The organism is Thermus sp. (assembly GCF_039793865.1).
Taxonomy (GTDB): Bacteria; Deinococcota; Deinococci; order Deinococcales; family Thermaceae; genus Thermus.
In genome coordinates, this window is the sequence record NZ_JBAMMI010000025.1 from 29,295 (window position 1) to 51,354 (window position 22,060).

The following is a 22,060-nucleotide window of genomic DNA, read 5'->3' on the forward strand; positions in this document are numbered from 1 at the left end:
CGCTCCCGGATGGCCTCGGGCAGGGGGGCGGGGCGGCCCCCCTCCAGCCAGACCTGCACGGTACGGCCCCGGGCCGCCTCCTCCCCCCGGGCCTCCACCCGGTACTCCATCTCAAAGCTGGAGCGGCCGAGCCGCACCACCCGTACCCCCACCGCCACGGGGTCCTCGAGGTGGATGGGCCTCAGGAAGTCCACCTCGGCCCGGGCCAGGATGAAGTGGCCCCGCTCCAGCCAGTCCTCCTTCAGCCTTCGGAAGTAGGCCACCCGGGCCACCTCAAAGTAGGTGAGGTAAACGGCGTTGTTCACGTGCCCCAAGGCGTCCAGATCGCGAAAGCGCACCTGCACGGGGACCACCACGGGAAAGCCTTCCACGAGGGGAGAGCTTACCACGGCTGACCGGAGGGTCAGGTAAAGTAGGGGCATGGAAACCACCTGGGACCTGACCCCCCTCTTCCCCGGCCTGGAAAGCCCCGAGTTCCAGCGGGCCTGGGAGGGCCTGAAAGGGAGGATCGCCGGGCTCAAGGGGCTCCTTGAGCGGGAAGCTCCCCTCCCCGAGGTCCTCGCCGCCTTGGACGCCTTCCTGGAGGAGGCCACCCCCCTTCGGGCCTACCTCTACGCCCGCTACAGCGCCGACACCCGGGACGAGGCCGCGCTGGCCAAGCTCTCCGAGCTGGAGATTCTCTTCCTGGACTTCCAGCGCCTAAGGCCCCGCCTCACCCGCTACCTGGCCCTCAAAGACCCCGAGGAGGCCGGCCCTTACCGCCTCCTGGTGGAGGAGGCCAAGGAGGAAGCCCTGCACCTGATGCCCGAGGGGGAGGAGGTCTTGGCGGCGGAGCTTTCCCTCTCGGGGAGGCAGGCCTGGGACAAGCTCCACGAGAGCCTCACCAGCCAGACCACCGCGGTGGTAGACGGGGAGGAGATGCCCATCACCAAGGTGCGGAACCTCTACCTCCACCCCGAGGAAGAGGTGCGGAAGAAGGCCTACGAGGCGGAGCTCAAGGCCTGGGAGGCCCACGAGGTGCCCCTGGCCTTTGCCCTAAACGGGGTCAAGGGGGAGGCCTCGGTCCTGAACCGGAGGCGGGGCTACCGGGACGACCTCGAGCCCACCCTCTTCCAAAACCGCATCACGAGGAAGGCCCTCCAGGCCATGCAGGAGGCGGTGCGGGAGAGCCTTCCCCTCTTCCGCCGCTACTTCCTCCTCAAGGCCAAGGCCCTGGGTAAGGAGCGCCTGGACTGGTGGGACCTCTTCGCCCCCCTGGGCCAGGGAAGGCGCTGGACCCTGGAGGAGGCCCGGGACTTCCTGGTGGCAAAGCTCGCCGCCCTGGTGCCGGGCGCCGCCCAGGTGGCCGAGGAGGCCTTTAGGGAGCGCTGGATGGACCTCCTCCCCCGAAAAGGCAAGGTGGGCGGGGCCTACTGCATGGCCCGGGGCGGGGGAAAGAGCCTCATCCTCGCCAACTACGAGGAGAGCTTTGAGTCCGTCTCCACCCTGGCCCACGAGCTGGGCCACGCCTACCACAACTTCGCCCTGAAGGAGGTCCCCGCCTCCCTCCGCCGCATTCCCATGACCCTGGCGGAGACGGCGAGCATCATGAACGAGACCCTGGTGGTGGAGGCGGCCCTGAAGGAGGCCTCCCCCGAGGAGGGCCTCCTCATCCTGGACGCCTACCTCCAGGGGGCGGCCCAGGTGGTGGTGGACATCCATAGCCGCTTCCTCTTTGAGTCCTGGGTCTTCCAAAGGCGGAAGGCGCGGGAGCTCTCCCCCAGGGAGTTCAAGGAGCTCATGCTCAAGGCCCAGGAGGAGGCCTACGGGGAAGCCCTGGCCACCCGCCACCCCTACATGTGGGCGGTGAAGGGGCACTACTACGGGGCCGACTTCTACAACTACCCCTACACCTTCGGCCTTCTCTTCGGCCTCGCCGTCTACCAGGAGGCCAAGGAGGATCCCGGCTTCGCCGGGCGCTACGAGGCCCTCCTCGCCGAGTCCGGCCGGTACCGGGCCAAGGAGCTCGCCCTCCGCTTCGGCTTTGACCTGGAGAGCGTGGACTTCTGGCGGAAGGGCCTTCAGGTCCTCGCGGAGAAGGTGGAGGCGCTGGAGGAGCGCCTGACCAGGGGCTGACAGAGGGCCTCTAGGCTCGAGGGAAGATGCGCCTTCTCGTCCTCTGCACCCACAACTCCGCCCGAAGCCAGATGGCCGAGGCCTGGCTTAGACGTTGGGCGAGGGGGCTCGGGGTGGACCTCGAGGTCCACTCCGCGGGCACGGAGAAGACCTTCGTCAAGGAGGAAGCCCGGCAAGCGATGGCCGAAGTGGGGCTAGACCTCTCGGGCCACTTCTCCAAGACCCTCTGGGAGGTCCCCGATCCCTGGGGGTTTGACCTGGTCCTCACCGTCTGCGACCAGGCCAAGGAGGCCTGCCCCGCCTACCCCGCGAGGACAGCGAAGCGCCACGTCTCCTTCCCCGACCCCACGGGAAAACCCCTGGAGGAGTGGCGCAAGGTGCGGGACGCCCTGGGGCGGATGGCCCGGTACCTGGTGGAGGCCCTCAAGGAGGGAAGGGTCCCAAGCGACGAGGAGCTGAGGAAGGTGGCGGGGCTTTAGGGCTTGTCCCCCACGTGGATGGCCGCCACCCCGAAGGTGAGGAGCTCGTAGCGCACGGAAAACCCCGCCTCCTCCATCAGGGCCTTCAGGGCCTCAGGGGAAGGAAAGGCCTCCACGCTCTCGGGCAGGTAGCGGTAGGCTCCGTAGTTTCCCGAGATCAGCCCTCCCAGGAAGGGGAGGAGCCGCTGGAAGTAGACCCGGTAGACCAGGCCGAAGGCCCCCTTGGGAGGCGGGGGGAACTCCAGGATCACGAGCCTCCCCCCCGGGGAAAGGACCCGGAAAAGCTCGGCGAGGGCCTTCCGGTAGTCGGCGAAGTTGCGGAAGCCGAAGGCGGTGGTCACGGCCTCAAAGCTCCCCTCAGGAAAGGGGAGGGCGAGGGCGTCCGCCTCCTGGAAAAGAACCCTTAGCCCCCTCCTCTCCGCCTTCCTCCGGGCGATCTCCAGCATGGGCGGGGCGAAGTCCGCCCCCACCACCTCCGCTTCAGGGGCCCTCGCCTTGAGCATGAGGGCCAGGTCCCCGGTGCCCGTGGCCAGGTCCAGGATGCGCCTTGGGGCTTTCTCCAGGGCCAGGTCTACCGCCCGCCTGCGCCAGGAGAGGTCCGCCCCGAAGGAGAGGAGGCGGTTTAGGAGGTCATAGCGGGGGGCGATCTCCGAGAACATGCGCCGCACCCTCTTCGCCTTTTCCTCCGGGGAAGCCGCCACGAGGGGAGTCTAGCACGAAAGGCCACCCCCTTGGGGTAAAATCCTCCGCGTGTTGACGGACCGCAAGCGCCTGGGGCTTCTCGTCCTCCTGGGAGGGGGGGTCACCCTCCTCCTTTGGTACCTGGCCCCCTGGGCCGTGCCCCACCGCTCCTTCGGCGGGGAGGGGGTGCTCCTCAACCCCTTCGGCCACCACCTGCCCCAAGGCCAGCTCCCCCAAGGCTACCAGGACGCCTGGCTCTACCCCCTTTTCTACCTCTCCCTGGCCTGGCTTGGCTTAAGCCTCCTCCTCCCCTGGACCAAGGCGGGCGCAAGGGGGCTCTACTTCGCCGGGGCCTTGGGCCTCCTCCTCTTCCTCCTCGCCTACCTCCTCTTCCAGGGGAGCGTGGCCCAGGCGAACGCCGGGGCGGAAAGGCCCCTTCTGCGCCGCTTTAGCCTCGGCCTCGGGAGCTACGCCACCTTGGCCTATGGCCTCTACCTCCTCCTTCTCGCCCGGGTGTTCTCCCCTGGGGGCCTGGCCTTTCTTGTGCGCAGGCGGGGCGTGGTGGTGCCCCTCTTCTCCCTCCTCCTCGCTTCTTTGCTGGGGGGGGTCATCGTGGCCCTCCTCAAGGAAAGCCCGGGGGAGGCCCTGGGCCTCCGGGAGGGGGTCATGCTCAAGCTGGACCTCATCACCTACACCTACCAGCTCCTCTTTAGCCCCCTGGTGAACCCCTCCGGGTTCCTCCAAAGCCTCCTCCTCGCCACCCCCCTCGTCTTCACCGGGCTTTCCGTGGCCCTGGGCTTTAGGGGGGGGCTCTTCAACATCGGGGCCCCGGGGCAGCTCATCCTGGGGGCCATCGCCGCCATGCTGGTGGGGGTCTACCTCCCGGGCCCCAGGTGGCTCGCCCTGCCCCTCGCCCTCCTCGCCGCCGCCCTCGCCGGGGGGCTTTGGGGGGCGATCCCGGGCTGGCTCAAGGCCCGCTTCGGGGCCCACGAGGTGATCAACACCATCATGTTCAACTACATCGCCGCGAGCCTCTTCCTCTTCCTCATCTCCGCCAACGAGTACAAGTTCTTCGGGAAAACCCTTTACCTCCCCTTCAAGTACCCCGGCTACGAGGCGAGAAGCTACGAGATCCGGCCCGAGGCCCGCATCCCCCACTGGACGGACCTCGTGGCTCCCGGCGGGGAGCTCTCCTTCGCCCTGCCCCTGGCCTTCCTCCTCGGGCTTTCGGGCTACTTCCTGGTGCGGAAGAGCCTCGGCCACCGGGTCCTGGCCGCCCTTCTCCTGGGGGTCTTGGGCTATGGGCTTGGGGGGCTTCTTCCCGGGCCCCAGGTGGCCTTCGGCCCCGACCTCACCTCGGTGCGCCTGAACGGGGCCTTCCTCCTCGCCCTCCTCGCCCTCCTTTTCTTCCACCTCTACGTCTTCCGCCACGTGGGGGGGTACGAGCTCAGGGCCCTGGGCCTCGCCCCCAAGGCGGCGGAGTACGGGGGGGTGGCCCCCGGGAGGAAGATGGTCTGGATCATGTTTCTGGCGGGGGCCTTGGCGGGCCTCGCCGCCGCCCACTACGTCCTGGGGGGCGGGGTGGACGAGTACCGCTTAAAGCAGTCCCTCCCCTACTCCGTGGGCTTTGACGGGATCGCCGTGGCCCTCATGGGGCAGAACACCCCCCTTGGGGTGGGGCTTGCCGCCTGGCTTTTCGGCATCCTCCTCACCGGGGGGCTCCAGGTGAACCTGCAGCTCGGCGTAAGCCGGGAGCTGGTGGCGGTATTGCAGGCCCTCATCGTCCTCTTCATCGCCGCCGGGGGTTTCCTCCCCCGCTACTTCACCGATCCCCTAAGGGCCGCCGAGGTGGAGCTCAAGGCGGAAAAGGAGGCGCGGGAATGACCCTGGACGCCGCCTTCCTCACCGCCCTTCTCCTCTCCACCCTGCGCCAGACGGCCCCCGTCCTCCTCACCGCTTTGGGGGGGATGTTCTCGGAAAGGAGCGGGGTGGTGAACATCGCCCTCGAGGGCATCCTCCTCTTCGGCGCCTTGACGGCCGCGGTGGTGGTGGAGCGCCTCGAGGCCGCCCTGGGCCCCGGGCCCCACCCCTGGCTCCCCTGGGTGGGGGTGCTCGCCGCCATGGGGGTGGGGGGCCTGGTGGCCTTCGTGCACGCCCTGGTCTCCATCAAGTACCGGGCGGACCAGATCATCAGCGCCACGGCCATCAACCTCCTGGCCCTGGGGGCCCCGAGCCTCGTCCTCACCTACTTCTACGGCAACGCCACGAGCTCCAAGGAGGTGGAAAACCGCCTCCCCCTCTGGGGCCCCGAGGGCTTCCAGCTCTCCCCCTTGGTCTACCTGGCCTTCCTCCTGGTGCCCCTCGCCTGGTGGGTCCTCTTCAAGACCCCTTTCGGCCTAAGGCTTAGGGCCGTGGGGGAGCACCCCGAGGCCGCCGACACCCTGGGGGTGAACGTCCACCGCCTGCGCTACACCGGGGTCGTCCTCTCCGGGGTCCTCGCGGGCCTCGCCGGGGCCTACCTCTCCATCGGCTTCCTCAACCAGTTCGTGCGGGGCATGTCGGCGGGGATGGGGTTCATCGCCCTGGCGGCCATGATCTTCGGGAAGTGGCACCCCGTGGGGATCCTCTTCTCCACCCTCCTCTTCGGCTTCGCCTCGGCCCTCGCCATCCAGCTCCAGGGGAGCGAGGTCCTGCCCGCCGTCTTGGTCCAGGCCTTCCCCTACGTGGTCACGGTCCTGGTCCTGGCGGGCTTCATCGGGAAAAGCCGCCCCCCGGCCGCCGTGGGCAAGCCCTACGAGAAGTAGGCGCGAAGCCGCCCCAGGCGGTGGAGGAGCCTCAGGCGGCTCCCGTCCCGGAAGACGAGCTCCACCCCGTTTTCCAGGAGGGCGAAGCCCTTTAGGCGCTCCGCCCCCACCCCCTGGGCGAAGCGGGCGTGAGCGTCCGCCCGGAGGTAGAGGAAGCCCTCCTCAAAGAAGACCTGGGCCTCCGTCCCCTGGCGGTTGAGGACCAGGCGGCGGGCCCTCTTCCCCCAAACCTCCGCCTCCCTCACGGCGCGAAGGTCTCCTCGGCGGGGCGCCCGTAGAGGCCCTTGCCGTAGTAGAGGAGGGAAAGGCCGGGCTTGGGCCTTCCCTTTTCGTCCAGGAGGCCTTCTTCCTCCCAGACCGCCACCACCCGGCCCACGAAGAGGTCGTGGTCGCCGAAGGTGCGGACCTCCACGAGCTCCAGCTCGTAGGCGGCGTAGGCCCCCTCGAGGACGGGCACCCCGAGGTGGCCCAGGAAGTGGGGCACCTGGCCCTTGTCCACCTCCCGGCCCGAGCGGCTTCCGAGCCACTGGACGAGGTCCCTTTGCCCATAGGGGTGGAAGCTCGCCGAGAAGCGGCGCGCCTTAAGGAGAAGCCCGTGGGTGAAGCGCTTGGGGCTGATGGAGACCCCGAAGAGCGGGGGGTCGGCGGAGAGGCCCGTGTTCCACACCGCCGGGCAGAAGTTCACCCTCTCCCCCACCCGCACCCCCACCACGGCGGGGACGCCGGGGTAGTAGTGGTAGAAGCCCGGCAAGGGACCCTGCGCCCGGTAGGACCTCATGCCAGATCCTCCTTGGGAACCTCCAAGGTCTTCCCGTCCTCCAAGTAAAGCTCCACCGTGCCCTTCAGGGGGTGGACCTTCTGCACCTTGCCGCAGAGTCCGGCCTTGGTGCAGACCCGGGCGTTCACCCGGGGAAGCCCCTTGAGAAGCTCCTGGTACACGGGGTGCTCGTAGGTAAGGCAGCAGAGGAGCCTCCCGCAGGGGCCCGAGATCTTCTCCGGGGAGAGGGGCAGCTGCTGGTCCCGGGCGAGCTTGATGGACACCTGGGCGAAGCCCTGAAGCCAGGTGGAGCAACAGGACTCCATGCCGCAGGCCCCAAGCGTCCCCAGGTACTGGGCCTCCTCCCGGGGGCCCTCGGCCAGGAACTCCACCCGCGCCCGGTAGCGCTCCCCTAGCTCCCGGCTGAAGCGCCTGAGGTTCACCCGCTCCTCTGCGGCGTAGTGCACCGTGAGGTGGCCCCCGTCCAGGGTGAAGTCGCACCCCAGGGCCTTGGCCGCCACCCCTTCCTCCTTCAGGCGGGCCCGGAGGTAGAAGAGGGCCTCCTCCGCCCGGGCCCTGAGCCTGGCCGCCTTGTCCAGGTCCTCCTTGGTGGCGAGGCGCACCACCTCCCCCTCCTCCCGCTTCCCCGCCGGGGGGGTGCGCACCTTGCCCACCTCGAGGCCCCTCTGACTCCGCACCACCACGTAGGCCTCCAGGGGCGGGGGCTCGCCCTGGAAGCGGAAGTAGCGGAGAAGGGGGGTGCGGAAGCGGACGCCCACGGTCATGGTTCTAAGTCTAAGGCCAGGCGGGCCAGGACGAGGTCGGGGTTCACGTACCCCTCCAGGGCCTCCCGGGCCCTTTCCAGGGCGAGGAGGGCCTTGGGGCGCTGGCCGAAGAGGGCGCGGAGCAGGTGGAAGCCCTCCTCCTCGGAGAGGAGGGATTTTAGGAGGGCAAGGCGGGAGAGAGGAGGGCTTTGGAGGAACCTCTCGGCCTTTTCCAGGCGCTCCCGGAAGCCTTGGGGGTCGGAAAGCGCCCGGAGGAGGCGGCCCGGGGCCCCGGCGGCGTAGGCCAGGAGGTGGGGGTCTTCCGTGAGGGCCATAAGGCGCTCCTCCGGCACCGGGCCGAAGGCCACCTCCAGGGCGCGGCTCGCCAGGGTGGGGAGGAGGGTGGTGCGGCTTGGGGCGATGAGGACGATGCGGGCGTAGGAGGGGGGCTCCTCCAGGAGCTTGAGGAGGGCGTTGGCCGCGGCCTCGGTGAGGAGGTGGGCCGAGTCCAGGACGGCCACCTTAACCCGCTCCCGAGGGTGGCTGGAAAGCCAGGCAAAGAGGGGCTCCACCTCCTCCAGGCGCACCTCCTTCCGCCCTCTGGGTCCCCCCTCCTGGGGACCGATCTCCAGGAGGTCGGGGTGGGCCTCCAAGGGGGGTGGAGGGAAGCCCCGGTTGAGGCCTATGGCGTACCAGCGGGCCACGAGGCGCCTGCCCACCCCTTCCGGGCCGGAAAAGAGAAGGGTGGGGGCCTGGAGCTTAGGCAGGAGCTCCAAGACCCTCTCGTGGCCGATTATTCCCCCAGGGTTAAGCGGGTGTAGAGCCATGGGGGAAAGCCCTCCTCGGCGAGGCGGTGGGCCACGTCCTCCAAGGGGTAGGCCACCCGGAAGAACTCCAGCCTATCCCCCTCCCAAAGGGCGAAGGCCGCCCCCGGAACCCCGTCTCTGGGCTGGCCCACCGAGCCCGGGTTCACCAGGGCGCGCACCGTGGGGGGAAGGACGAGCTCCCCCCCCTCGGGGAAGGCCTGGTAGCGCACCCAAGGGCGCGGGCCTTGAAGCTCCAAAAAGGCCCCCGCCAGGTGGGTGTGGCCGTGGAAGGCGAGGCGGGCCTCGGTGCAGCCAAAGGCCTCCCGCGCCAAGGGGAGGTCGTCCAGGTACTCCAAGGGGTCGCAGGGGCTTCCGTGGACCAGGAGGGCCCCTTCCACCTCCTTCTGCCAGGGCCAGGAGGCGAGGAAGGCGAGGTCTTCGGGGGAGAGGCGGCGCCTTTGCCACTCCAGGATCTCCAGCACCACGCCCTCCACGGGGAGCCGGTCCAGGGCGAGGAGCCAGGCGTCGTGGTTCCCCAGGACGCACTCCGCCCCCACCTCCCGGAGCCAGCCGAGCACCCGGTCCCCGTCCGGGTAGTAGCCCACAGCGTCCCCCAGGAAGAGCACCCGGTCAAAGGCCGGAGCCTCCCGGAGAACGGCCTCCAGGGCGGGCCAGTTCCCGTGGATGTCGGAGAGGACCAGGTAGCGCACGGGGTTCAGGATACCATAGGGGCATGGCTTCGGCCCTCCTGGAAAGGCTTTCCCTGGACCTCGAGGTCCTCTCGGAGCACCTCCGGGCAGGCCTGGACGAGTTCGGCACCCTCCTTTGCTACCTGGAGGGGGGAAGGGGCGGGGGCACCACCCTCCTCCACGCCCCCTACACCGAGGCCCTCCCCGTGCTTCAGGCCCTAAACGGCCTCGCCTTCCGGGGGCGCATCCTCCTCGCCCTGGACCCCTCCCCCCTCTCCCCCACCCTGGAGGGCCTCCCCCTCACCGGCCCCGCCCGAAGCCCCCTGGAGCACCTCCTCCGGGCGCACCGGCCAAGCCGCCTCCTTCTCGCCTTCCCCGGCGAGGGCCTGGGGGTGCGCTTCCCGGGGGGCAAGGAAACCGAGGGGGGCTGGCGCCCCCTCGAGGCGGAAGGCGAGCCCCTGGTCCTTCGCGTCCAGGCCCCCACGGGCCTCACCTACCGGGAGGTGCGGGCCTACGAAGCCTGGGAAAGCCCGCTCCTCCCCCTCTCCCTGCCCCAGGGGGAGGGGCCCTACCTGGGGGCCGTGGGCCGGGCCCTAGGGGTTCCCACCTACGGGGTGGGGCTGGTAAACTTGAGGGCGAGCCTCGAGGCCCTCCTGGGCCTCTGGTAAGGGAGGAAGCCTATGGCCTATATCGCCCTGTTCGCCCTAGGAGCGGCCCTGGTGACCCTGATCTTCTACCTCATCCTCAACCCCCGGGTCCTCACCACCGAGGGGGAGACCTTTGACCTGAGCTTCATCCTCTTCATGCTGATCTTGATCGTCCTGGCCGCCTCCACCGTGGCCCTCATGCTCATCCTGGGGAAGATGTACCATCTGCTCTAATCCCTCCCCGCGGGGAGAGGCGGGGTCAAGTGGATCCGACCAGGCCCGTCGGGGCCCTTTGGCCCCGGAGGTAGTCCAGGTCTTTTTGGAGGAATTCCTGGGTGGCCTCGAGGACCGGCAGGAACTCCGGGGGAAACTCCCTCTTCAGGTGGTCCATGCAGCGCAAAAGCCCCTCCACCAGCTCCCCCTCCTGCTCCCGCCGCCTCTTCCCCCCCCGGAGGGCGCTCCAAGCCAGGCGCTCTAGCCGCCTTACCAGGCAGACCCGGGGCTCCCCGCCCACCCCCTGGCAGGGGAGGCCCTGGGCCCCCGAGCAATGGGCGTAGGCCCCTTCGTAAAGGGGAGCGAGCTCCGGGCGCCCGAGGAGGGCGGGCCCCAAAGGCCCGGCGTGCACCGCCGCCAAGCGCAGGTACTGGGCGTGGCGGGCGCGGCGGACCTCCACCTCCATGCTTCGAGGATACCCCTTCTCCCACAAGACAAATGACCCCGGGCTCAGGCTAGGCCTCCCTGGAGGGCTCTTTGGGGCCCCCGCCGCGGCTTTCGCCGCGGCGGGGTACCTAAAGGCGGAAGGGGCTCCTCAGGCCCGCCCGGGCGAGGGCCCGGGCCTCCTCCGGGGCCCAGGAGAGGGCCAGCACCCCCCGGTAGGCCCTTAGGGCCCGCTCCCGCTCCCCGGCCAGGTCCAGAAGCTGGCCGAAGCGGGCGAGGACGTAGCCTGGGAGGTACTCCGGGTGCTGGAAGTCCGTCCGCACCACCTCCTCCATGAGGCCCAAGGCCTCCCGCCACTCCCCCGCCGCCAGGTAGACCTGGGCCGCGAGGTACAGGGCCTCGGGGCTTCCGATGGCGAAAAGCCCCTCCAGAAGCTTCCCCCAGTCGTCCTCCTCCTTAAGCTGCCAGGCCCGGTCCAAGAGGGCCCTTTCCCTTTCCGCCTCCCCGGGCTCGTGGCCCTGGGGCAGGGCCTCGGGAAAGGCCTCGGCCAGGAAGGGGTAGTCCAGGAGGTCCGCCACCACCGCCCCCTCCTTCCCCCTTAGGGCCCCCGCCACCCGCTCCATGCGCCTCTTGCGGAAGCCCGTGGCCGGGCCTTCTCCGAAGGCCTGGGCGAAGCCCCCGTAGACCTCCCGAAGCCGCCCCAGGAAGGCCTCCGAGGCCAGGGCCTCGGGGGTTAGGGGCTCCCTTAGGAGGGCGAGGAGGGCCTCGTCAAAGGCGGCCATGGCCTGAAGGTGCGGCCTCCCCCCGGGAAACTGGCCTAGGGCCTCCCGGAAGGTCTCGGCCTCGGCCTTGAGGTGGGCCTCCTCGTCCAGGGCCACCACGGGGATACCCCTCGCCTCCGCCCAGGGCAGGAGGTGGAAGAGGAGGGGGTCCTCCTCCCGCCAGCGCCCCTCCCTTAGCCCCTCCTCCGAGTGGGAGGCCAGGTAGAGGACGGGGGGCTTGGCCCTTTCCAGGATGGCGAGGACCGTGGCCGCGTTATAGCGTGGGTGCAGGATGTGGAAGGCCCCGAGGGACGGGAGAAGCACCATCCTCACCATCTTAGACCTTAAGGAGCGGAACTACCGCCTGGCCGTGGTGAACGGCTGGCTGGTGTGGCTCGGAGACGCCTTTTTAAACCCCAACATCGTCCTCTCGGGCTTCGCCGCGAGGCTAGGCGCCCCCGGGGCCTTAATCGGCCTCCTCCCCGCCCTCCTCCAGGCGGGGGGGATGGTGCCCCAGGCCTTCCTCGCCCCCTGGGTGGCGAGGCTTCCCCGGAAGATCGTCCTCTACCGGAGGGTGGCCGCCCTGAGGCTTTCCGGGGTCCTCCTCATGGCCCTCTCCGCCTTCCTCTTTTCGGAAAACCCCTCCCTCCTCCTCCTCGGCTTCCTCCTCGGGCTTCTCCTGAACGCCCTCTTCACCGGGGTCTCCAGCCTCCCCTTCTGGGAGGTGGTGGCCAAGACCACGCCCCAAGGGAGGCGAGCCGCCCTCTTCTCCGCCCGGAACCTGGTGGGGGGGCTTCTCGCCTTCCTGGCGGGGTTTCTGGTGCGGGAGGTGCTTTCCCTCCCCCTCCCTTTCCCCCTGCCCTACGCCCTCCTCTTCGCCCTGGGGGCCTTGGCCTACGGGCTTGGTTGGTACCTCTTCGGCCTCACGGAGGAACCCGAGGAGGCCCCCAAGGAGGCGAGGCTGGACCTGAAGGCCCCCCTCCTCTCCCCCGCCTTCCGCCGCTACCTGGGGGTGCGCCTCCTCCTCGCCTTGGCCGGCCTCGCCGAGCCCTTCTACGCCGCCTACGCCGTGAGGGCCCTGGGGCAGGGGAAGGAGCTTGGCCTCTACCTCTCCCTCTACGCCCTGGCCTTCACCCTTTCCAACCTCCTCTGGGCCCGGATGGCGGAAAGGGGGTCCAGGGGGGTGCTAAGGGCGGGGGCTTTCCTCGCCCTCCTTAGCCCCCTCCTCGCCCTCCTCCTTCCCCCGGGCCTCTTCGGCCTGGTCTTCCTCCTCCAGGGGGCTTATCTAGCCGCCCTGGGCCTTTCCACCACCACCTTGCTCCTCAACCTGGCCCCCCCTGGGGAAAGGAGCGCCGCCATCGGCCTCGCCAACACCCTGGCGGGCCTCTTCGCCTTCTCCCCGGTCCTCGGGGGGTACCTGGCGGACCGCCTAGGGTTTCCCGCCCTCTTCCTCCTGGCCGCCCTCCTCTACGCCCTAGCCCTCCTCCTCGCGAAGGGGCTTCCTGAAGCGTGAGGAAGAAGCCGCATATTGGCCGAGTCTGCCCTTCCCGCACCCCCCACCCCGTGTTGGGCACGGGGGTATAATGGCCCCACCTTGGAGCGCCCCATCTACCGCATCCTCCCCCTGGTCTTCGCCCTGGGCCTGGTCCACGCCCTCTTCCTCCTGGCCCAAGAGGGGGTGCGGGCCCGCGAGCTGGCCCAGGAGCGGGCCCGCCTCGAGGCCGAGCTCCGGAGGAAGGAGGCCGCCATCGCCCGCCTCGAGGCCCTGGTGGCCGCGGCCCAAGACCCCGCCCACCTCGAGGCCCTGGCCCGCAGGCTAGGCATGGTGCGCCAAGAGGAGATACTAAAGAGGCGATGAGGGAAGACCCCGCCCACCTGCTTTTGGAAGACGAAGCCCTGACCGATGGCCTCACCGACGAGGAGGCCGAAACCCTCCTCTCCTGGCTTTTGGGCCTGGCCCAGGAGGCCGGGCCCGCCCAGCTCGCCCACCTCCGCCGCCTAGGCCACGAGATCACCCGGCTTTCCCGGGATTATGGGGTGCCCGTGGAGGACCTCATCGCCCTGGTGGAGCTCGCCTGGAGCGAGGGGGAGGCTCCAGGGCTCCAAGCTTAAAGAACCAGGGCGGAAAGCAGGGCCCGCACCTCCTCGAGGCGGGGGGGTTGGGGGTGCTTGCAGTAGATCAGGGAGACCTGCAGGGCGGCCTCCTCCTTCAGGGGCCGGAGAACGGTGCCGGGATGGGGAAAGACCCGGTACGGGGCCAGGGTCAGGTAGACCCCAACCCCCGCGGCCACCAGGCTCACCGCCTGGGGAAAGCGGGCCACCTCCCGCACCACCTTGGGGACGAACCCCGCCTTGCGAAAGACCTCCATGAAGGCTTCGTAGAGGGGGGGAAGGATCTCCTTTGGAACGAGAAGAAAGGGCTCTTCCCGCAGGTCGGAGAGGGCCACCCGTTCCTCCCCCGCCAAAGGGTGGCCCTCGGGCAGGAGGGCCACGATGGGCACCTTGAACAAGGGTTCCTCCCCGATCCCCGGGTCTTCCACCTTCAGCCCGGCGAGCCCGTAGTCCAGCCGTCCCTCCCTGAGGGCCCGCACCTGCTCGGGGGTGTGCATCTCCAAGACCTCCACGGGCTGGCCGAGCCCCCGGCGCAGGTGGTCCAGGAGGGGCATGAGGTCGGGGAGGAGGTTCTCCGGCACGCCGAAGCGGAGCTCCCGCCTTCCCGCCCGGCGCACCCTTTCCTTGAGGGCCTCCACCTCCTTTAGAAGCCTCTCCCCCTGGTCCTTCAGGGCCTCTCCCGCAGGGGTCAGGCGGAAGGGCCTTCGCTCCACCAGCTTGACCCCAAGCTCCCTTTCCAGGGCCTGGATCTGTTGGGAAAGGGCCGGCTGGGAGAGGTAGGCACGCTCCGCCGCCTTACGGAAGTTTTTTTCCTCGGCGAGGAGGAGGAAGAGGCGCAGGCGGCGCAGGTTCATGATAAGAAAAGTTTATCACCTTGGCCCGGCAGGTTCTATTGGACAAACCGGCTCCCCTGCGCCACACTTAGAGGTGAGTCGGTGTAGTGTAGTTTTCCGCAAGGGGGAGGCATGACGGAGAAAGCGCTGGTGGAAGCCTTCAGGACCCTCTCGCCGGAGGAGCGGGAGCGCCTTAGGCAGGTGGAGAACCGGGAGTGGGTGGAGTCCTTGGAGTACGTGCTCCGGGTGGAGGGGCCCGAGAGGGTAGCCGAGCTCCTCCGGCTCCTAGACGAGTACCTCTACCTGCAAGGGGTCTCCCCGCCGAACCGCCTCTCCACCCCCTACCTGAACACCATCCCCAAGGCCCTAGAGCCCCCCTACCCCGGCGACTTGGAGATGGAGCGGCGCATCGCCAACATCCTCCGCTGGAACGTGGCGGTGATGGTCACCCGGGCCAACCAGAAGGCGGAGGGCATCGGGGGGCACATCGCCACGTACGCCTCCATCGCTGAGCTTTACGAGGTGGGCTTCCACCACTTCTTCCGCGGGCCCGAGGCCGGGCTTGACCGGGACCTGGTTTTCTTCCAGGGCCACGCCTCCCCCGGCAACTACGCCCGGGCCTTTTTGGAGGGGCGGCTTAAGGAGGAGGACCTGGAGAACTTCCGCCGGGAGGTCCACCCCCCGGTGCCGGGGGGCCGGGGGCTTTCCAGCTACCCCCACCCCTGGCTCATGCCCGACTTCTGGGAGTTCCCCACGGTCTCCATGGGCCTAGGCCCCATCCAGGCCATCTACCAGGCCCGCTTCATGCGCTACCTCGAGGACCGGGGCCTCAAGCCCAAAAGCTCCGCCAAGGTCTGGGCCTTCCTCGGGGACGGGGAGCACGACGAGTCGGAGACGGTGGGGGCTTTGCACCTCGCCGCCCGGGAGGGGCTGGACAACCTCATCTTCGTGGTGAACTGCAACCTCCAGCGCCTGGACGGCCCCGTGCGGGGCAACTCCAAGGTCATCCCGGAGCTGGAGAGGCTCTATAGGGGCGCGGGCTGGCACGTGATCAAGGTGGTCTGGGGCTCGGCCTGGGACGCCCTCCTCGCCAAGGACCAGGAGGGCCACCTCCTCCGCCGCTTTGAGGCCCTGGTGGACGGGGAGAGCCAGCGCTACGCCGCCTTCGGGGGCAAGGAGCTCAGGGAGCGCTTCTTCAACACCCCCGAGCTCAAGAAGCTCATTGAGGGGATGACGGACGAGGAGCTCACCGAGCTCACCCGCTCCCGGGGCGGGCACGACTTGGTCAAGATCTACGCCGCCTACAAGGCCGCCCTCGAGCACAAGGGAAGCCCCGTGGTCATCCTCGCCCGCACCATCAAGGGCTACGGGATGGGCCCCACGGCCATGGCCAAGAACGTGGCCCACCAGGTGAAGAAGCTCACCGAGGAGGACCTGAAGGAGGCGCGGCGCTTCCTCGGCATCCCCATCCCCGAGGAAAAGCTCCCCGAGCTCCCCTACTACCACCCAGGGCCGGACTCTCCCGAGGTGCGCTACACCCTGGAGCGGCGGAAGGCCCTGGGCGGCTTCGTGCCCGAAAGGAGGGTGCGCTTCCAGGGGGGCCTCGAGGTCCCGGAGGAGGAGTTCTTCCGGGAGTTCTACGAGGGCTCCGGGGGGCGGGAGATCTCCACCACCATGGCCTTCGTGCGCATCCTCGCCAAGCTCCTCCGCCACCCCAAGATCGGGAAGCTCATCGTCCCCATCGTGCCCGACGAGGCCCGCACCTTCGGCATGGAGGCCCTCATCGCCCAGGTGGGCGTCTACTCCCCCCAGGGGCAACTCTACATCCCCGTGGACGCGGGCACCCTCACCGCCTACCGGGAGAGCAAGGAGGGCCAGATCCTGGAGGAGGGGATCACCGAGGCCGGGGCCATGGCGGACTTCATCGCCGCCGGGACCGCCTACGCCCACTGGGGCATCCCCACCATCCCCTTCCTCATCACCTACTCCATGTTCGGCCTGCAGAGGATGGGGGACCTGGTCTGGGCCGCCGCCGACCAGCGCACCCGGGGCTTCCTCCTCGGGGCCACCGCCGGGCGCACCACCCTGGCGGGGGAGGGCCTCCAGCACCAGGACGGCCAGAGCCACGTCTACGCCCTGGCCGCCCCCAACCTCCTCGCCTACGACCCGGCCTTCGCCTACGAGCTCGCGGTGATCCTGGAGGACGGCCTCCGCCGCATGTACGGCCACGGAGAGGACGTTTTCTACTACATCACCATAGAGAACGAGAACTACGTCCACCCCCCCATGCCCGAGCCCAGGGACCGGATCCGGGAGGGCATCCTCAAGGGGCTCTACCTCTTCCGCCCCGGGGAAGGGCAGGGCCCCAGGGTGCAGCTTTGGGGCTCGGGGTCCATCCTGAACGAGGCCCTGAAGGCTCAGGAGCTCCTGGCCAAGTACGGCGTGTTGGCGGACGTCTGGAGCGCCACCAGCTACAAGGCCCTCTACTTGGACGCCATAGAGGCGGAGCGGGAAACCCGCCTTTTGGGCAAGGCCCGGAGGCCCTACGTGCAGGAGGTCCTCGAGGGCCACGAGGGGCCCGTGGTGGCCGCCACCGACTACCTGAAGGCCCTGCCCAACCTCGTCCGGGGGTACGTGGACCGGCCCTTCGCCGTCTTGGGCACGGACGGCTTCGGCCGCTCCGACACCCGGGAGGCCCTTAGGGACTTCTTTGAGGTGGACGCCCGGCACATCGCCTACACCGCCTTGGCCCTGCTCCACGAGGAGGGCAAGGTGACGGGGAAGACCCTGGAAAGGGCGAGGAAGGACCTGGGCCTTAAGCTTAAGGAGGTGCCGCCCCACCGGCGGTAGGGGGAGAGCATGGAGGTCAGGCTACCCGAACTCGGCGACAACGTAACGCAGGCGACCGTGGTGGGCGTCCTGGTGAAGGAAGGGGACCGGGTGGAGCCGGGCCAGCCCCTTCTGGAGCTGGAAACGGACAAGGCGGTGGTGGAGGTGCCCGCGGAGGTGGGCGGCGTGGTGAAGCGGGTCCTGGTCAAGGTGGGAGACGAGGTGCGCCCCGGCCAGCCCTTCCTGGAGCTTTCCGAGGCCGAGGGCGGGGCGGAAGCGCCCCCTAGAGCGGAGGAAAAGCCCGAAGCGCCCGCCCCCAAGGCCGAGGAGGCGCCCCGCCCCGCCCCGAAGGAGCCCTCCGGGCCCGAGCGCCGCCTCATCCCGGCGGCCCCCTCCATAAGGCGGCTCGCCCGGGAGCTCGGGGTGGACCTGGGCCAGCTCCGGGGCACGGGGCTTGCCGGGCGCATCACCGAGGAGGACGTGCGCCGGGCGGCGGGCCTTGCCAAGGCCCCCGCGGCCCCTCCGGCGGTCCCCGCCCCCAGCCTTCCCGACTTCGGCAAGTGGGGCCCCGTGCGCCGGGAGCCCATGAGCGGGGTGCGCAAGGCCACCCTGCGCTCCATGAGCCAGGCCTGGGCCCAGGTGCCCATGGTCACCCACTTTGACGAGGCGGACATCACCGAGCTGGAGGCTTTGCGCAAGCGGTACGCCAAGAAGGCCGAGGAGAAGGGGTTCCGCCTCACCCTCACCGCCTTCCTCCTCAAGGCCCTGGCCCTCACCCTGAAGACCTTCCCCAAGTTCAACGCTTCCCTTGACGTGGAGGCCCAGGAGATCGTCTACAAGGACTACGTCCACATCGGGGTTGCGGTGGACACGCCCCACGGCCTCCTGGTGCCGGTGATCCGCGACGTGGACAAGAAGGGGGTCCTCGCCCTGGCCCGGGAGCTTCAGGCCCTTTCCGAGAGGGCCCGCGAGCGCAAACTCGCCCCCGAGGAGATGCAGGGGGGCACCTTCAGCCTCTCCAACCTGGGGGGGATCGGGGGCACCGGCTTCACCCCCATCGTCAACTGGCCGGAGGTGGCCATCCTGGGGGTTTCCCGCTCCCAAATGAAGCCCCTTTGGGACCCCGAGAAGGAGGCCTTCGTGCCCCGCCTCCTCATGCCCTTCGGCCTCACCTACGACCACCGCCTCATTGACGGGGCCGACGCCGCCCGCTTCTGCCGCCACCTGGCGGGGCTTCTGGAGGACCCCGTGGGGCTCGCCCTGGAGTGAGGGGCCTCGTGTAGTATGGGAAAGTATGCGCGTCATCGTGGTGGGAACCCGGGGGAGCGCCCTGGCCCTGGCCCAGACCCGCTTTGTGGTGGAGCGCCTCAAGGAGAGCTGGCCGGAGGCCGAGTTTAAGGTCAAGACCATCAAGACCCGGGGAGACCAGGGGGCGAGTCCCAGGGAGCAGGCCATCTTCGTCAAGGAGCTTCAGGAGGCCCTCTTGGCCCGGGAGATTGACATCGCCGTCCACTCCCTCAAGGACCTCCCCACGGAGGAGCCCAAGGGGCTCAAGATCGCCGCCGTCCCCAAGCGCCAGGACCCCCGGGACGCCTTCCTGGGCCGGACGGCCAAGCGCCTCGAGGACCTGCCCCCAGGGGCGGTGGTGGGCACCAGCTCCCTGCGCCGCAAGGCCCAGCTTTTGGCTTACCGCCAAGACCTCGTGGTGAAGGACCTCCGGGGCAACGTGGACACCCGCCTCGCCGCCCTGGGCAACGGGGAGTACGACGCCATCGTCCTGGCGGCGGCGGGGCTCATCCGGCTGGACCTGAGGAACCGCATCGACCAGTTCCTGGAGCCCGAGGTCATGCTCCCCGCCCCGGGCCAGGGGGCCCTGGCCCTAGAGGTCCGCCAGGGGGATGACCTCGCAGAGGAGCTCTGCTACGCCCTCCACCACCCCCCCTCCCACGACCGGGTGCGGGCGGAGAGGGCCTTCCTGAAGGGCCTTGGCGCCGGGTGCCTGGCCCCGGTGGGGGCCCTGGCCCAGGTGGCCGAGGACGGCGCCCTCTTCCTGGAAGGGGGCCTCTTCTCCCCCGACGGCAAGAGCTTCATCCGGGCGGAGATCGAGGGGGACGCCTCCGAGGCGGAGGAGCTCGGCCTAGAGCTCGCCCGGGACGTCCTGGAGCAGGGGGGGCGGGAGATCCTTGAGCAAATCCGACCCTTTTAGTGGAGATTCCCCCGGCTTTGGGGTATAGTGAAAGGGATGGCGCTGAAACGCTTGACCCGCCAGCGCAGGGCCGTCCTCGAGGTGGTGCGCCGGGCCAAAAACCACCCGGACGCCTCCTGGATCTACCAGGAGGTGCGCAAGGTGGTCCCCAGGGTGAGCCTGGCCACGGTCTACCGCACCCTCGAGGCCCTGGTAGAGGAGGGCTACCTGGTGCCCATCGCCCAGGCGGGGGAGGCCACCCGGTACGACGCCAACCTCCACCCTCACCTGCACCTGGTCTGCGAAGGATGCGGGGCCATCGTGGACCTGGAGGTAGACCTCCCCGACCTCGAGGCCCTAGCCCGAAAGGCCCATCCTGGCGTGGAGGTGCGGGCGGTAGAGGTCACTTACCGGGGCCTCTGCCCCACCTGCAAGGCGGCCCTCAAGGGCTAGATGGACCCCCTGGCTTGGCTCTACGCCCGGCAGAGCCAGCTCACCCTGGGCCTGGAGCGCATCCGGGCCCTTCTCGCCCGCCTCGGCCACCCGGAGGAGGCCTACTCCGTGGCCCTGGTGGGCGGGACCAACGGCAAGGGCACCGTGGCCCGGGCCCTGGCCGCCATCCTGGAGGAGGCGGGGCTCGAGGTGGGCCTCTACACCAGCCCCCACCTGGTGGCCTTCTCCGAGCGCATCCAGGTCCGGGGAAAGCCCATTCCCGAGGGAACCCTCCTCGCCCTCCTGGAGGAGGTCCGCCCCCACGCCGAGGCCTTGGGGGCGAGCTTCTTTGAGGCCGCCACCGCCCTCGCCCTCCTCCACTTCGCCCAGGAAGGAGTGGAGTTCGCCGTGCTGGAGGTGGGGCTGGGTGGCCGCCTGGACGCCACCAACGCCGCCGAGCCCGCCCTTTCCGTGGTCACCAACATCGGCCACGACCACCTCGAGGTCCTGGGCCCCACCCTGAAGGACGTGGCCCGGGAGAAGGCGGGGATCTTCCGCGGGGGCACCCCCGCCCTCACCGCCGCCAAGGGAGAGGGCCTCGCCGCCCTGAAGGCGGAGGCCCGGGCCCGGGGGACGCCCCTTTGGGTCCTGGGGGAGGACTTCCAGGTGGAGGGGGTGGAGGCCCTGCCCGAGGGCCTCGCCTTCACCCTGCGCCTGGAGAGGACCGGGGAAGCCCTGAGGCTCGCCGCCCGCCTCCTCGGCCCCCACCAGGCGGAGAACCTGGCCCTGGCCGCCCTGGCGGGCCGCTTCCTTGGGGCTTCCTGGGAGGCGGTGGAAGCGGGGCTCCGCCAGGCGGAAAACCCGGGCCGCCTCCAGCACCTCGCTCATGGAGGAGGGGAGCTTCTCCTGGACGGGGCCCACAACCCCGAAGGGGCCCAGGCCCTAAAGGAAGCGCTCCGCTTCCACGGGCTTCTGCCCGCCGCCTTTGTCCTGGCCTTTTCCAGGGACAAGGACCACGCCGCCATGGCCGAGGCCCTGAGGGGACTTGGCCCCGTGGTGCTCACCCGCTACGCCTCCCCGAGGAGCCAGGACCCCAGGGCCCTCCTCCCCCTCTTCCCCGGAGCCCAGGTGGAGGAAGACCCCATGCGGGCCCTGGAGCGGGCCTTGGGGCTTGCGGATCGGGTGGTGGTGGCGGGAAGCCTCTACCTGGTGGGGGCGGTGCTGCGGGGCCTAAAGGGGCTTCCCCCCGAGGAGCGCTGGCAGTAATACCACCCCAGGCTGGCGCCAGCCTGGGGGCCCCGGGAAAGAAGGCCCACAGAGGCCTTATGGCCTTGGCTTAGGCGAAGGGTTCACGCCAATAGAAAGCCCCGGGCCTAAAGGCCCGGGGGGCACCCCGTGGGACGGCCCTACTTCAGCTCCACCACCGCGCCCACGGCCTCGAGCTTCTTCTTGATCTCCTCGGCCTCGGCCTTGGAAACCCCCTCCTTGATGGGGCCGCCCTTTTCGGCCAGGTCCTTGGCCTCCTTGAGGCCGAGCCCGGTGATGGCCCGAAGCTCCTTGATGACCTCCAGCTTCTTGGCCCCGGCCTCCTTGAGGATCACGTCAAACTCGGTCTTCTCCTCCACGGGAGCCGCCGCGGCCGCCGCCGCCGGGGCCGCCGCCACGGCCACAGGGGCCGCAGCGGTCACGCCCCAAGCTTCCTTGAGGACGTCAATGAGCTGCTTGAGTTCCAAAACCGTCGCCTGGGAAAGCTCTTCCTTGATGCGCTCAATGTCCAAAGCCATCCTACACCTCCTAAGCCGCCTTCTTCTCCGCGTACGCTTCCAAGATGCCTACCAGCTCGCGGGCCATGCCGCCCAGGACCCCCACGAGCTCCGCCATGGGGGCCTGCAGGACCCCCAAAAGCTCCGCCCGGAGCTCGTCCATAGTGGGCAGCTCCGCCAGGGCCACCACGTCCTTGGCGGTGAGCGCCTGGCCCTGGAGAAGCCCACCCTTGGCCTCGGGGATGCCCTTGGGGTTCTTCTGGGCAAACTCCTTCAGGGCCTTGGCCGCGGCCACGGGGTCCTGGTAGAAGACCACGGCGCTCGGGCCCTGAAGGCCGGTAAGCTCCGGCAGGCCAAGCTCCCTTAAGGCGATGCGGATCAGGGTGTTCTTGGCCACGAAGAGCCGGGCGCCCCTTTCCTTTAGGGCCTGGCGCAGGGCGTGGGTTTCCTTGGCGGAGAGCCCCTGGTAGTTCACCAGGAAGAAGGAGCCATGGGCCCGCTCAAGGTTCTCCTTGAGGGCGGCGAGAAGCTCAACGTTGCGCTTGTTTGGCACGCCTTCCTCCCTTGTGGGGCAGGGGAACCCCAACCGCTTTTTCTGGGATTTCCGAAACGCTCCCCCTCAAGCGCCTCGGCGGGATGTTTAAGGCCCTTAGGCCCCCCGCTGTCTTTGGCCTGGGCGCAAGAGCGCCCGGGGTGCCAAAGAAGAGTTTAAAAGGGATGGGCCCGGGCGTCAAGGACCCGGGGGC

At 69.5% G+C, this 22,060-nt stretch carries 26 protein-coding genes; 14 read left to right on the top strand and 12 right to left on the bottom strand.

All coding sequences use genetic code 11. The annotated features are described in order from the left end of the window. On the bottom strand, positions 1-371 hold a 371-nt coding region (locus ABJK26_RS02420), incomplete at its 3' end, for a thioesterase family protein (RefSeq protein ID WP_347240621.1). Between the two features lie 49 nt (positions 372-420). Here ABJK26_RS02420 and ABJK26_RS02425 point away from each other — a divergent pair. Beyond that, positions 421-2,115: a M3 family oligoendopeptidase gene (locus ABJK26_RS02425; protein WP_347240622.1), complete on the top strand. Its 1,695-nt coding sequence runs from the start codon at positions 421-423 to the stop codon at positions 2,113-2,115. A 26-nt stretch (positions 2,116-2,141) separates the two neighbouring features. Beyond that, the gene (locus ABJK26_RS02430) at positions 2,142-2,594 is read left to right on the top strand and encodes an arsenate reductase ArsC (protein WP_347240623.1); all 453 of its coding nucleotides are present in this window, start codon (positions 2,142-2,144) and stop codon (positions 2,592-2,594) included. Here the strand turns inward: ABJK26_RS02430 and ubiE are convergent. Further along, positions 2,591-3,295 carry a bifunctional demethylmenaquinone methyltransferase/2-methoxy-6-polyprenyl-1,4-benzoquinol methylase UbiE gene (ubiE, locus tag ABJK26_RS02435; protein WP_347240624.1) on the bottom strand — a complete coding sequence of 235 codons (705 nt, stop codon included), beginning with the start codon at positions 3,293-3,295 and terminating at the stop codon, positions 2,591-2,593. The genes ABJK26_RS02430 and ubiE overlap by 4 nt on opposite strands. Before the next feature lie 49 nt (positions 3,296-3,344). On the opposite strand from ubiE, the gene ABJK26_RS02440 reads away from it, so the two are divergent. Together ABJK26_RS02440 and ABJK26_RS02445 are read left to right on the top strand one after the other, a co-directional pair. Next, the gene (locus tag ABJK26_RS02440) at positions 3,345-5,159 is read left to right on the top strand and encodes an ABC transporter permease (RefSeq protein WP_347240625.1); all 1,815 of its coding nucleotides are present in this window, start codon (positions 3,345-3,347) and stop codon (positions 5,157-5,159) included. Beyond that, a complete protein-coding gene (locus ABJK26_RS02445) occupies positions 5,156-6,079 on the top strand; it encodes an ABC transporter permease (protein WP_347240626.1) in 924 nt (307 codons plus the stop codon). Before ABJK26_RS02440 ends, ABJK26_RS02445 begins: the two co-directional genes overlap by 4 nt. On the opposite strand, the gene ABJK26_RS02450 is transcribed toward ABJK26_RS02445, so the two are convergent. Genes ABJK26_RS02450 through ABJK26_RS02470 form a run of 5 tightly spaced genes read right to left on the bottom strand, consistent with a single transcriptional unit; the run spans position 6,067 to position 9,116 of the window. Beyond that, positions 6,067-6,324, bottom strand: coding sequence for a hypothetical protein (locus tag ABJK26_RS02450; protein ID WP_347240628.1), 258 nt, complete (start codon positions 6,322-6,324; stop codon positions 6,067-6,069). The two genes, ABJK26_RS02445 and ABJK26_RS02450, sit on opposite strands and share 13 nt — an antisense overlap. Then, a complete protein-coding gene (locus tag ABJK26_RS02455) occupies positions 6,321-6,857 on the bottom strand; it encodes a flavin reductase family protein (protein WP_347240629.1) in 537 nt (178 codons plus the stop codon). The genes ABJK26_RS02450 and ABJK26_RS02455 overlap by 4 nt, the downstream gene beginning before the upstream one ends. Then, positions 6,854-7,621 carry a regulatory iron-sulfur-containing complex subunit RicT gene (ricT, locus tag ABJK26_RS02460; protein WP_347240630.1) on the bottom strand — a complete coding sequence of 256 codons (768 nt, stop codon included), beginning with the start codon at positions 7,619-7,621 and terminating at the stop codon, positions 6,854-6,856. The genes ABJK26_RS02455 and ricT overlap by 4 nt, the downstream gene beginning before the upstream one ends. Then, on the bottom strand, positions 7,618-8,427 hold the full coding sequence (locus tag ABJK26_RS02465) for a DNA polymerase III subunit delta' (RefSeq protein WP_347240631.1): 810 nt from the start codon (positions 8,425-8,427) through the stop codon (positions 7,618-7,620). The genes ricT and ABJK26_RS02465 overlap by 4 nt, the downstream gene beginning before the upstream one ends. Beyond that, the gene (locus ABJK26_RS02470; RefSeq protein WP_347240633.1) at positions 8,394-9,116 is read right to left on the bottom strand and encodes a metallophosphoesterase family protein; all 723 of its coding nucleotides are present in this window, start codon (positions 9,114-9,116) and stop codon (positions 8,394-8,396) included. The genes ABJK26_RS02465 and ABJK26_RS02470 overlap by 34 nt, the downstream gene beginning before the upstream one ends. A 23-nt stretch (positions 9,117-9,139) precedes the next feature. Between ABJK26_RS02470 and ABJK26_RS02475 the strand changes: the two genes are divergently transcribed. Together ABJK26_RS02475 and ABJK26_RS02480 are read left to right on the top strand one after the other, a co-directional pair. Beyond that, complete coding sequence (locus ABJK26_RS02475) at positions 9,140-9,763, top strand: hypothetical protein (RefSeq protein ID WP_347240634.1); 624 nt, start codon at positions 9,140-9,142, stop codon at positions 9,761-9,763. A 12-nt stretch (positions 9,764-9,775) separates the two neighbouring features. Beyond that, entirely contained in the window at positions 9,776-9,976 is a 201-nt protein-coding gene (locus ABJK26_RS02480; protein WP_347240636.1) for a hypothetical protein, read from the top strand. Between the two features lie 25 nt (positions 9,977-10,001). On the opposite strand, the gene ABJK26_RS02485 is transcribed toward ABJK26_RS02480, so the two are convergent. Both ABJK26_RS02485 and ABJK26_RS02490 read right to left on the bottom strand, forming a co-directional pair. Next, complete coding sequence (locus tag ABJK26_RS02485) at positions 10,002-10,421, bottom strand: hypothetical protein (protein ID WP_347240637.1); 420 nt, start codon at positions 10,419-10,421, stop codon at positions 10,002-10,004. A gap of 109 nt (positions 10,422-10,530) precedes the next feature. Further along, complete coding sequence (locus ABJK26_RS02490; RefSeq protein WP_347240638.1) at positions 10,531-11,496, bottom strand: hypothetical protein; 966 nt, start codon at positions 11,494-11,496, stop codon at positions 10,531-10,533. On the opposite strand from ABJK26_RS02490, the gene ABJK26_RS02495 reads away from it, so the two are divergent. From ABJK26_RS02495 to ABJK26_RS02505, 3 genes are all read left to right on the top strand, one after another. After that, complete coding sequence (locus ABJK26_RS02495; protein WP_347240639.1) at positions 11,453-12,673, top strand: MFS transporter; 1,221 nt, start codon at positions 11,453-11,455, stop codon at positions 12,671-12,673. The genes ABJK26_RS02490 and ABJK26_RS02495 overlap by 44 nt on opposite strands. A gap of 81 nt (positions 12,674-12,754) precedes the next feature. Continuing rightward, positions 12,755-13,018 (top strand): septum formation initiator family protein, encoded by a 264-nt coding sequence (locus tag ABJK26_RS02500; RefSeq protein WP_347240640.1) that lies wholly within the window; start codon positions 12,755-12,757, stop codon positions 13,016-13,018. After that, the gene (locus ABJK26_RS02505; RefSeq protein ID WP_347240641.1) at positions 13,015-13,272 is read left to right on the top strand and encodes a hypothetical protein; all 258 of its coding nucleotides are present in this window, start codon (positions 13,015-13,017) and stop codon (positions 13,270-13,272) included. Before ABJK26_RS02500 ends, ABJK26_RS02505 begins: the two co-directional genes overlap by 4 nt. On the opposite strand, the gene ABJK26_RS02510 is transcribed toward ABJK26_RS02505, so the two are convergent. Then, on the bottom strand, positions 13,269-14,126 hold the full coding sequence (locus tag ABJK26_RS02510; RefSeq protein WP_347240642.1) for a LysR family transcriptional regulator: 858 nt from the start codon (positions 14,124-14,126) through the stop codon (positions 13,269-13,271). The two genes, ABJK26_RS02505 and ABJK26_RS02510, sit on opposite strands and share 4 nt — an antisense overlap. A 111-nt stretch (positions 14,127-14,237) precedes the next feature. On the opposite strand from ABJK26_RS02510, the gene aceE reads away from it, so the two are divergent. The 5 genes from aceE to ABJK26_RS02535 are packed head-to-tail and all read left to right on the top strand — an operon-like array spanning position 14,238 to position 20,817. Continuing rightward, positions 14,238-16,955, top strand: coding sequence for a pyruvate dehydrogenase (acetyl-transferring), homodimeric type (gene aceE / locus ABJK26_RS02515; RefSeq protein ID WP_347240643.1), 2,718 nt, complete (start codon positions 14,238-14,240; stop codon positions 16,953-16,955). Between the two features lie 9 nt (positions 16,956-16,964). Next, positions 16,965-18,203: a 2-oxo acid dehydrogenase subunit E2 gene (locus tag ABJK26_RS02520; RefSeq protein ID WP_347240644.1), complete on the top strand. Its 1,239-nt coding sequence runs from the start codon at positions 16,965-16,967 to the stop codon at positions 18,201-18,203. Between the two features lie 25 nt (positions 18,204-18,228). After that, entirely contained in the window at positions 18,229-19,140 is a 912-nt protein-coding gene (hemC, locus tag ABJK26_RS02525) for a hydroxymethylbilane synthase (protein ID WP_347240646.1), read from the top strand. A 36-nt stretch (positions 19,141-19,176) separates the two neighbouring features. Next, positions 19,177-19,572 (top strand): transcriptional repressor, encoded by a 396-nt coding sequence (locus ABJK26_RS02530; RefSeq protein WP_347240647.1) that lies wholly within the window; start codon positions 19,177-19,179, stop codon positions 19,570-19,572. Beyond that, positions 19,573-20,817: a folylpolyglutamate synthase/dihydrofolate synthase family protein gene (locus ABJK26_RS02535; RefSeq protein ID WP_347240648.1), complete on the top strand. Its 1,245-nt coding sequence runs from the start codon at positions 19,573-19,575 to the stop codon at positions 20,815-20,817. It begins immediately after the preceding gene. 140 nt (positions 20,818-20,957) lie between these two features. Here the strand turns inward: ABJK26_RS02535 and rplL are convergent, their stop codons facing one another. Together rplL and rplJ are read right to left on the bottom strand one after the other, a co-directional pair. Further along, complete coding sequence (gene rplL / locus ABJK26_RS02540; protein WP_347240649.1) at positions 20,958-21,335, bottom strand: 50S ribosomal protein L7/L12; 378 nt, start codon at positions 21,333-21,335, stop codon at positions 20,958-20,960. Positions 21,336-21,345: 10 nt separating this feature from the next. Further along, a complete protein-coding gene (gene rplJ / locus ABJK26_RS02545) occupies positions 21,346-21,867 on the bottom strand; it encodes a 50S ribosomal protein L10 (protein WP_347240651.1) in 522 nt (173 codons plus the stop codon). Positions 21,868-22,060: the final 193 nt, after the last annotated feature.

Coding starts and splice junctions, on each gene's coding strand:
- ABJK26_RS02425 (WP_347240622.1), top strand. CDS start 421: ATGGAAACCACCTGGGACCTGACCCCCCTCTTCCCCGGCCTGGAAAGC.
- ABJK26_RS02430 (WP_347240623.1), top strand. CDS start 2,142: ATGCGCCTTCTCGTCCTCTGCACCCACAACTCCGCCCGAAGCCAGATG.
- ABJK26_RS02445 (WP_347240626.1), top strand. CDS start 5,156: ATGACCCTGGACGCCGCCTTCCTCACCGCCCTTCTCCTCTCCACCCTG.
- ABJK26_RS02455 (WP_347240629.1), bottom strand. CDS start 6,857: ATGAGGTCCTACCGGGCGCAGGGTCCCTTGCCGGGCTTCTACCACTAC.
- ricT (WP_347240630.1), bottom strand. CDS start 7,621: ATGACCGTGGGCGTCCGCTTCCGCACCCCCCTTCTCCGCTACTTCCGC.
- ABJK26_RS02465 (WP_347240631.1), bottom strand. CDS start 8,427: ATGGCTCTACACCCGCTTAACCCTGGGGGAATAATCGGCCACGAGAGG.
- ABJK26_RS02475 (WP_347240634.1), top strand. CDS start 9,140: ATGGCTTCGGCCCTCCTGGAAAGGCTTTCCCTGGACCTCGAGGTCCTC.
- ABJK26_RS02480 (WP_347240636.1), top strand. CDS start 9,776: ATGGCCTATATCGCCCTGTTCGCCCTAGGAGCGGCCCTGGTGACCCTG.
- ABJK26_RS02485 (WP_347240637.1), bottom strand. CDS start 10,421: ATGGAGGTGGAGGTCCGCCGCGCCCGCCACGCCCAGTACCTGCGCTTG.
- ABJK26_RS02495 (WP_347240639.1), top strand. CDS start 11,453: ATGTGGAAGGCCCCGAGGGACGGGAGAAGCACCATCCTCACCATCTTA.
- ABJK26_RS02490 (WP_347240638.1), bottom strand. CDS start 11,496: ATGGTGAGGATGGTGCTTCTCCCGTCCCTCGGGGCCTTCCACATCCTG.
- ABJK26_RS02505 (WP_347240641.1), top strand. CDS start 13,015: ATGAGGGAAGACCCCGCCCACCTGCTTTTGGAAGACGAAGCCCTGACC.
- ABJK26_RS02510 (WP_347240642.1), bottom strand. CDS start 14,126: ATGAACCTGCGCCGCCTGCGCCTCTTCCTCCTCCTCGCCGAGGAAAAA.
- aceE (WP_347240643.1), top strand. CDS start 14,238: ATGACGGAGAAAGCGCTGGTGGAAGCCTTCAGGACCCTCTCGCCGGAG.
- ABJK26_RS02520 (WP_347240644.1), top strand. CDS start 16,965: ATGGAGGTCAGGCTACCCGAACTCGGCGACAACGTAACGCAGGCGACC.
- hemC (WP_347240646.1), top strand. CDS start 18,229: ATGCGCGTCATCGTGGTGGGAACCCGGGGGAGCGCCCTGGCCCTGGCC.
- ABJK26_RS02530 (WP_347240647.1), top strand. CDS start 19,177: ATGGCGCTGAAACGCTTGACCCGCCAGCGCAGGGCCGTCCTCGAGGTG.
- ABJK26_RS02535 (WP_347240648.1), top strand. CDS start 19,573: ATGGACCCCCTGGCTTGGCTCTACGCCCGGCAGAGCCAGCTCACCCTG.
- rplL (WP_347240649.1), bottom strand. CDS start 21,335: ATGGCTTTGGACATTGAGCGCATCAAGGAAGAGCTTTCCCAGGCGACG.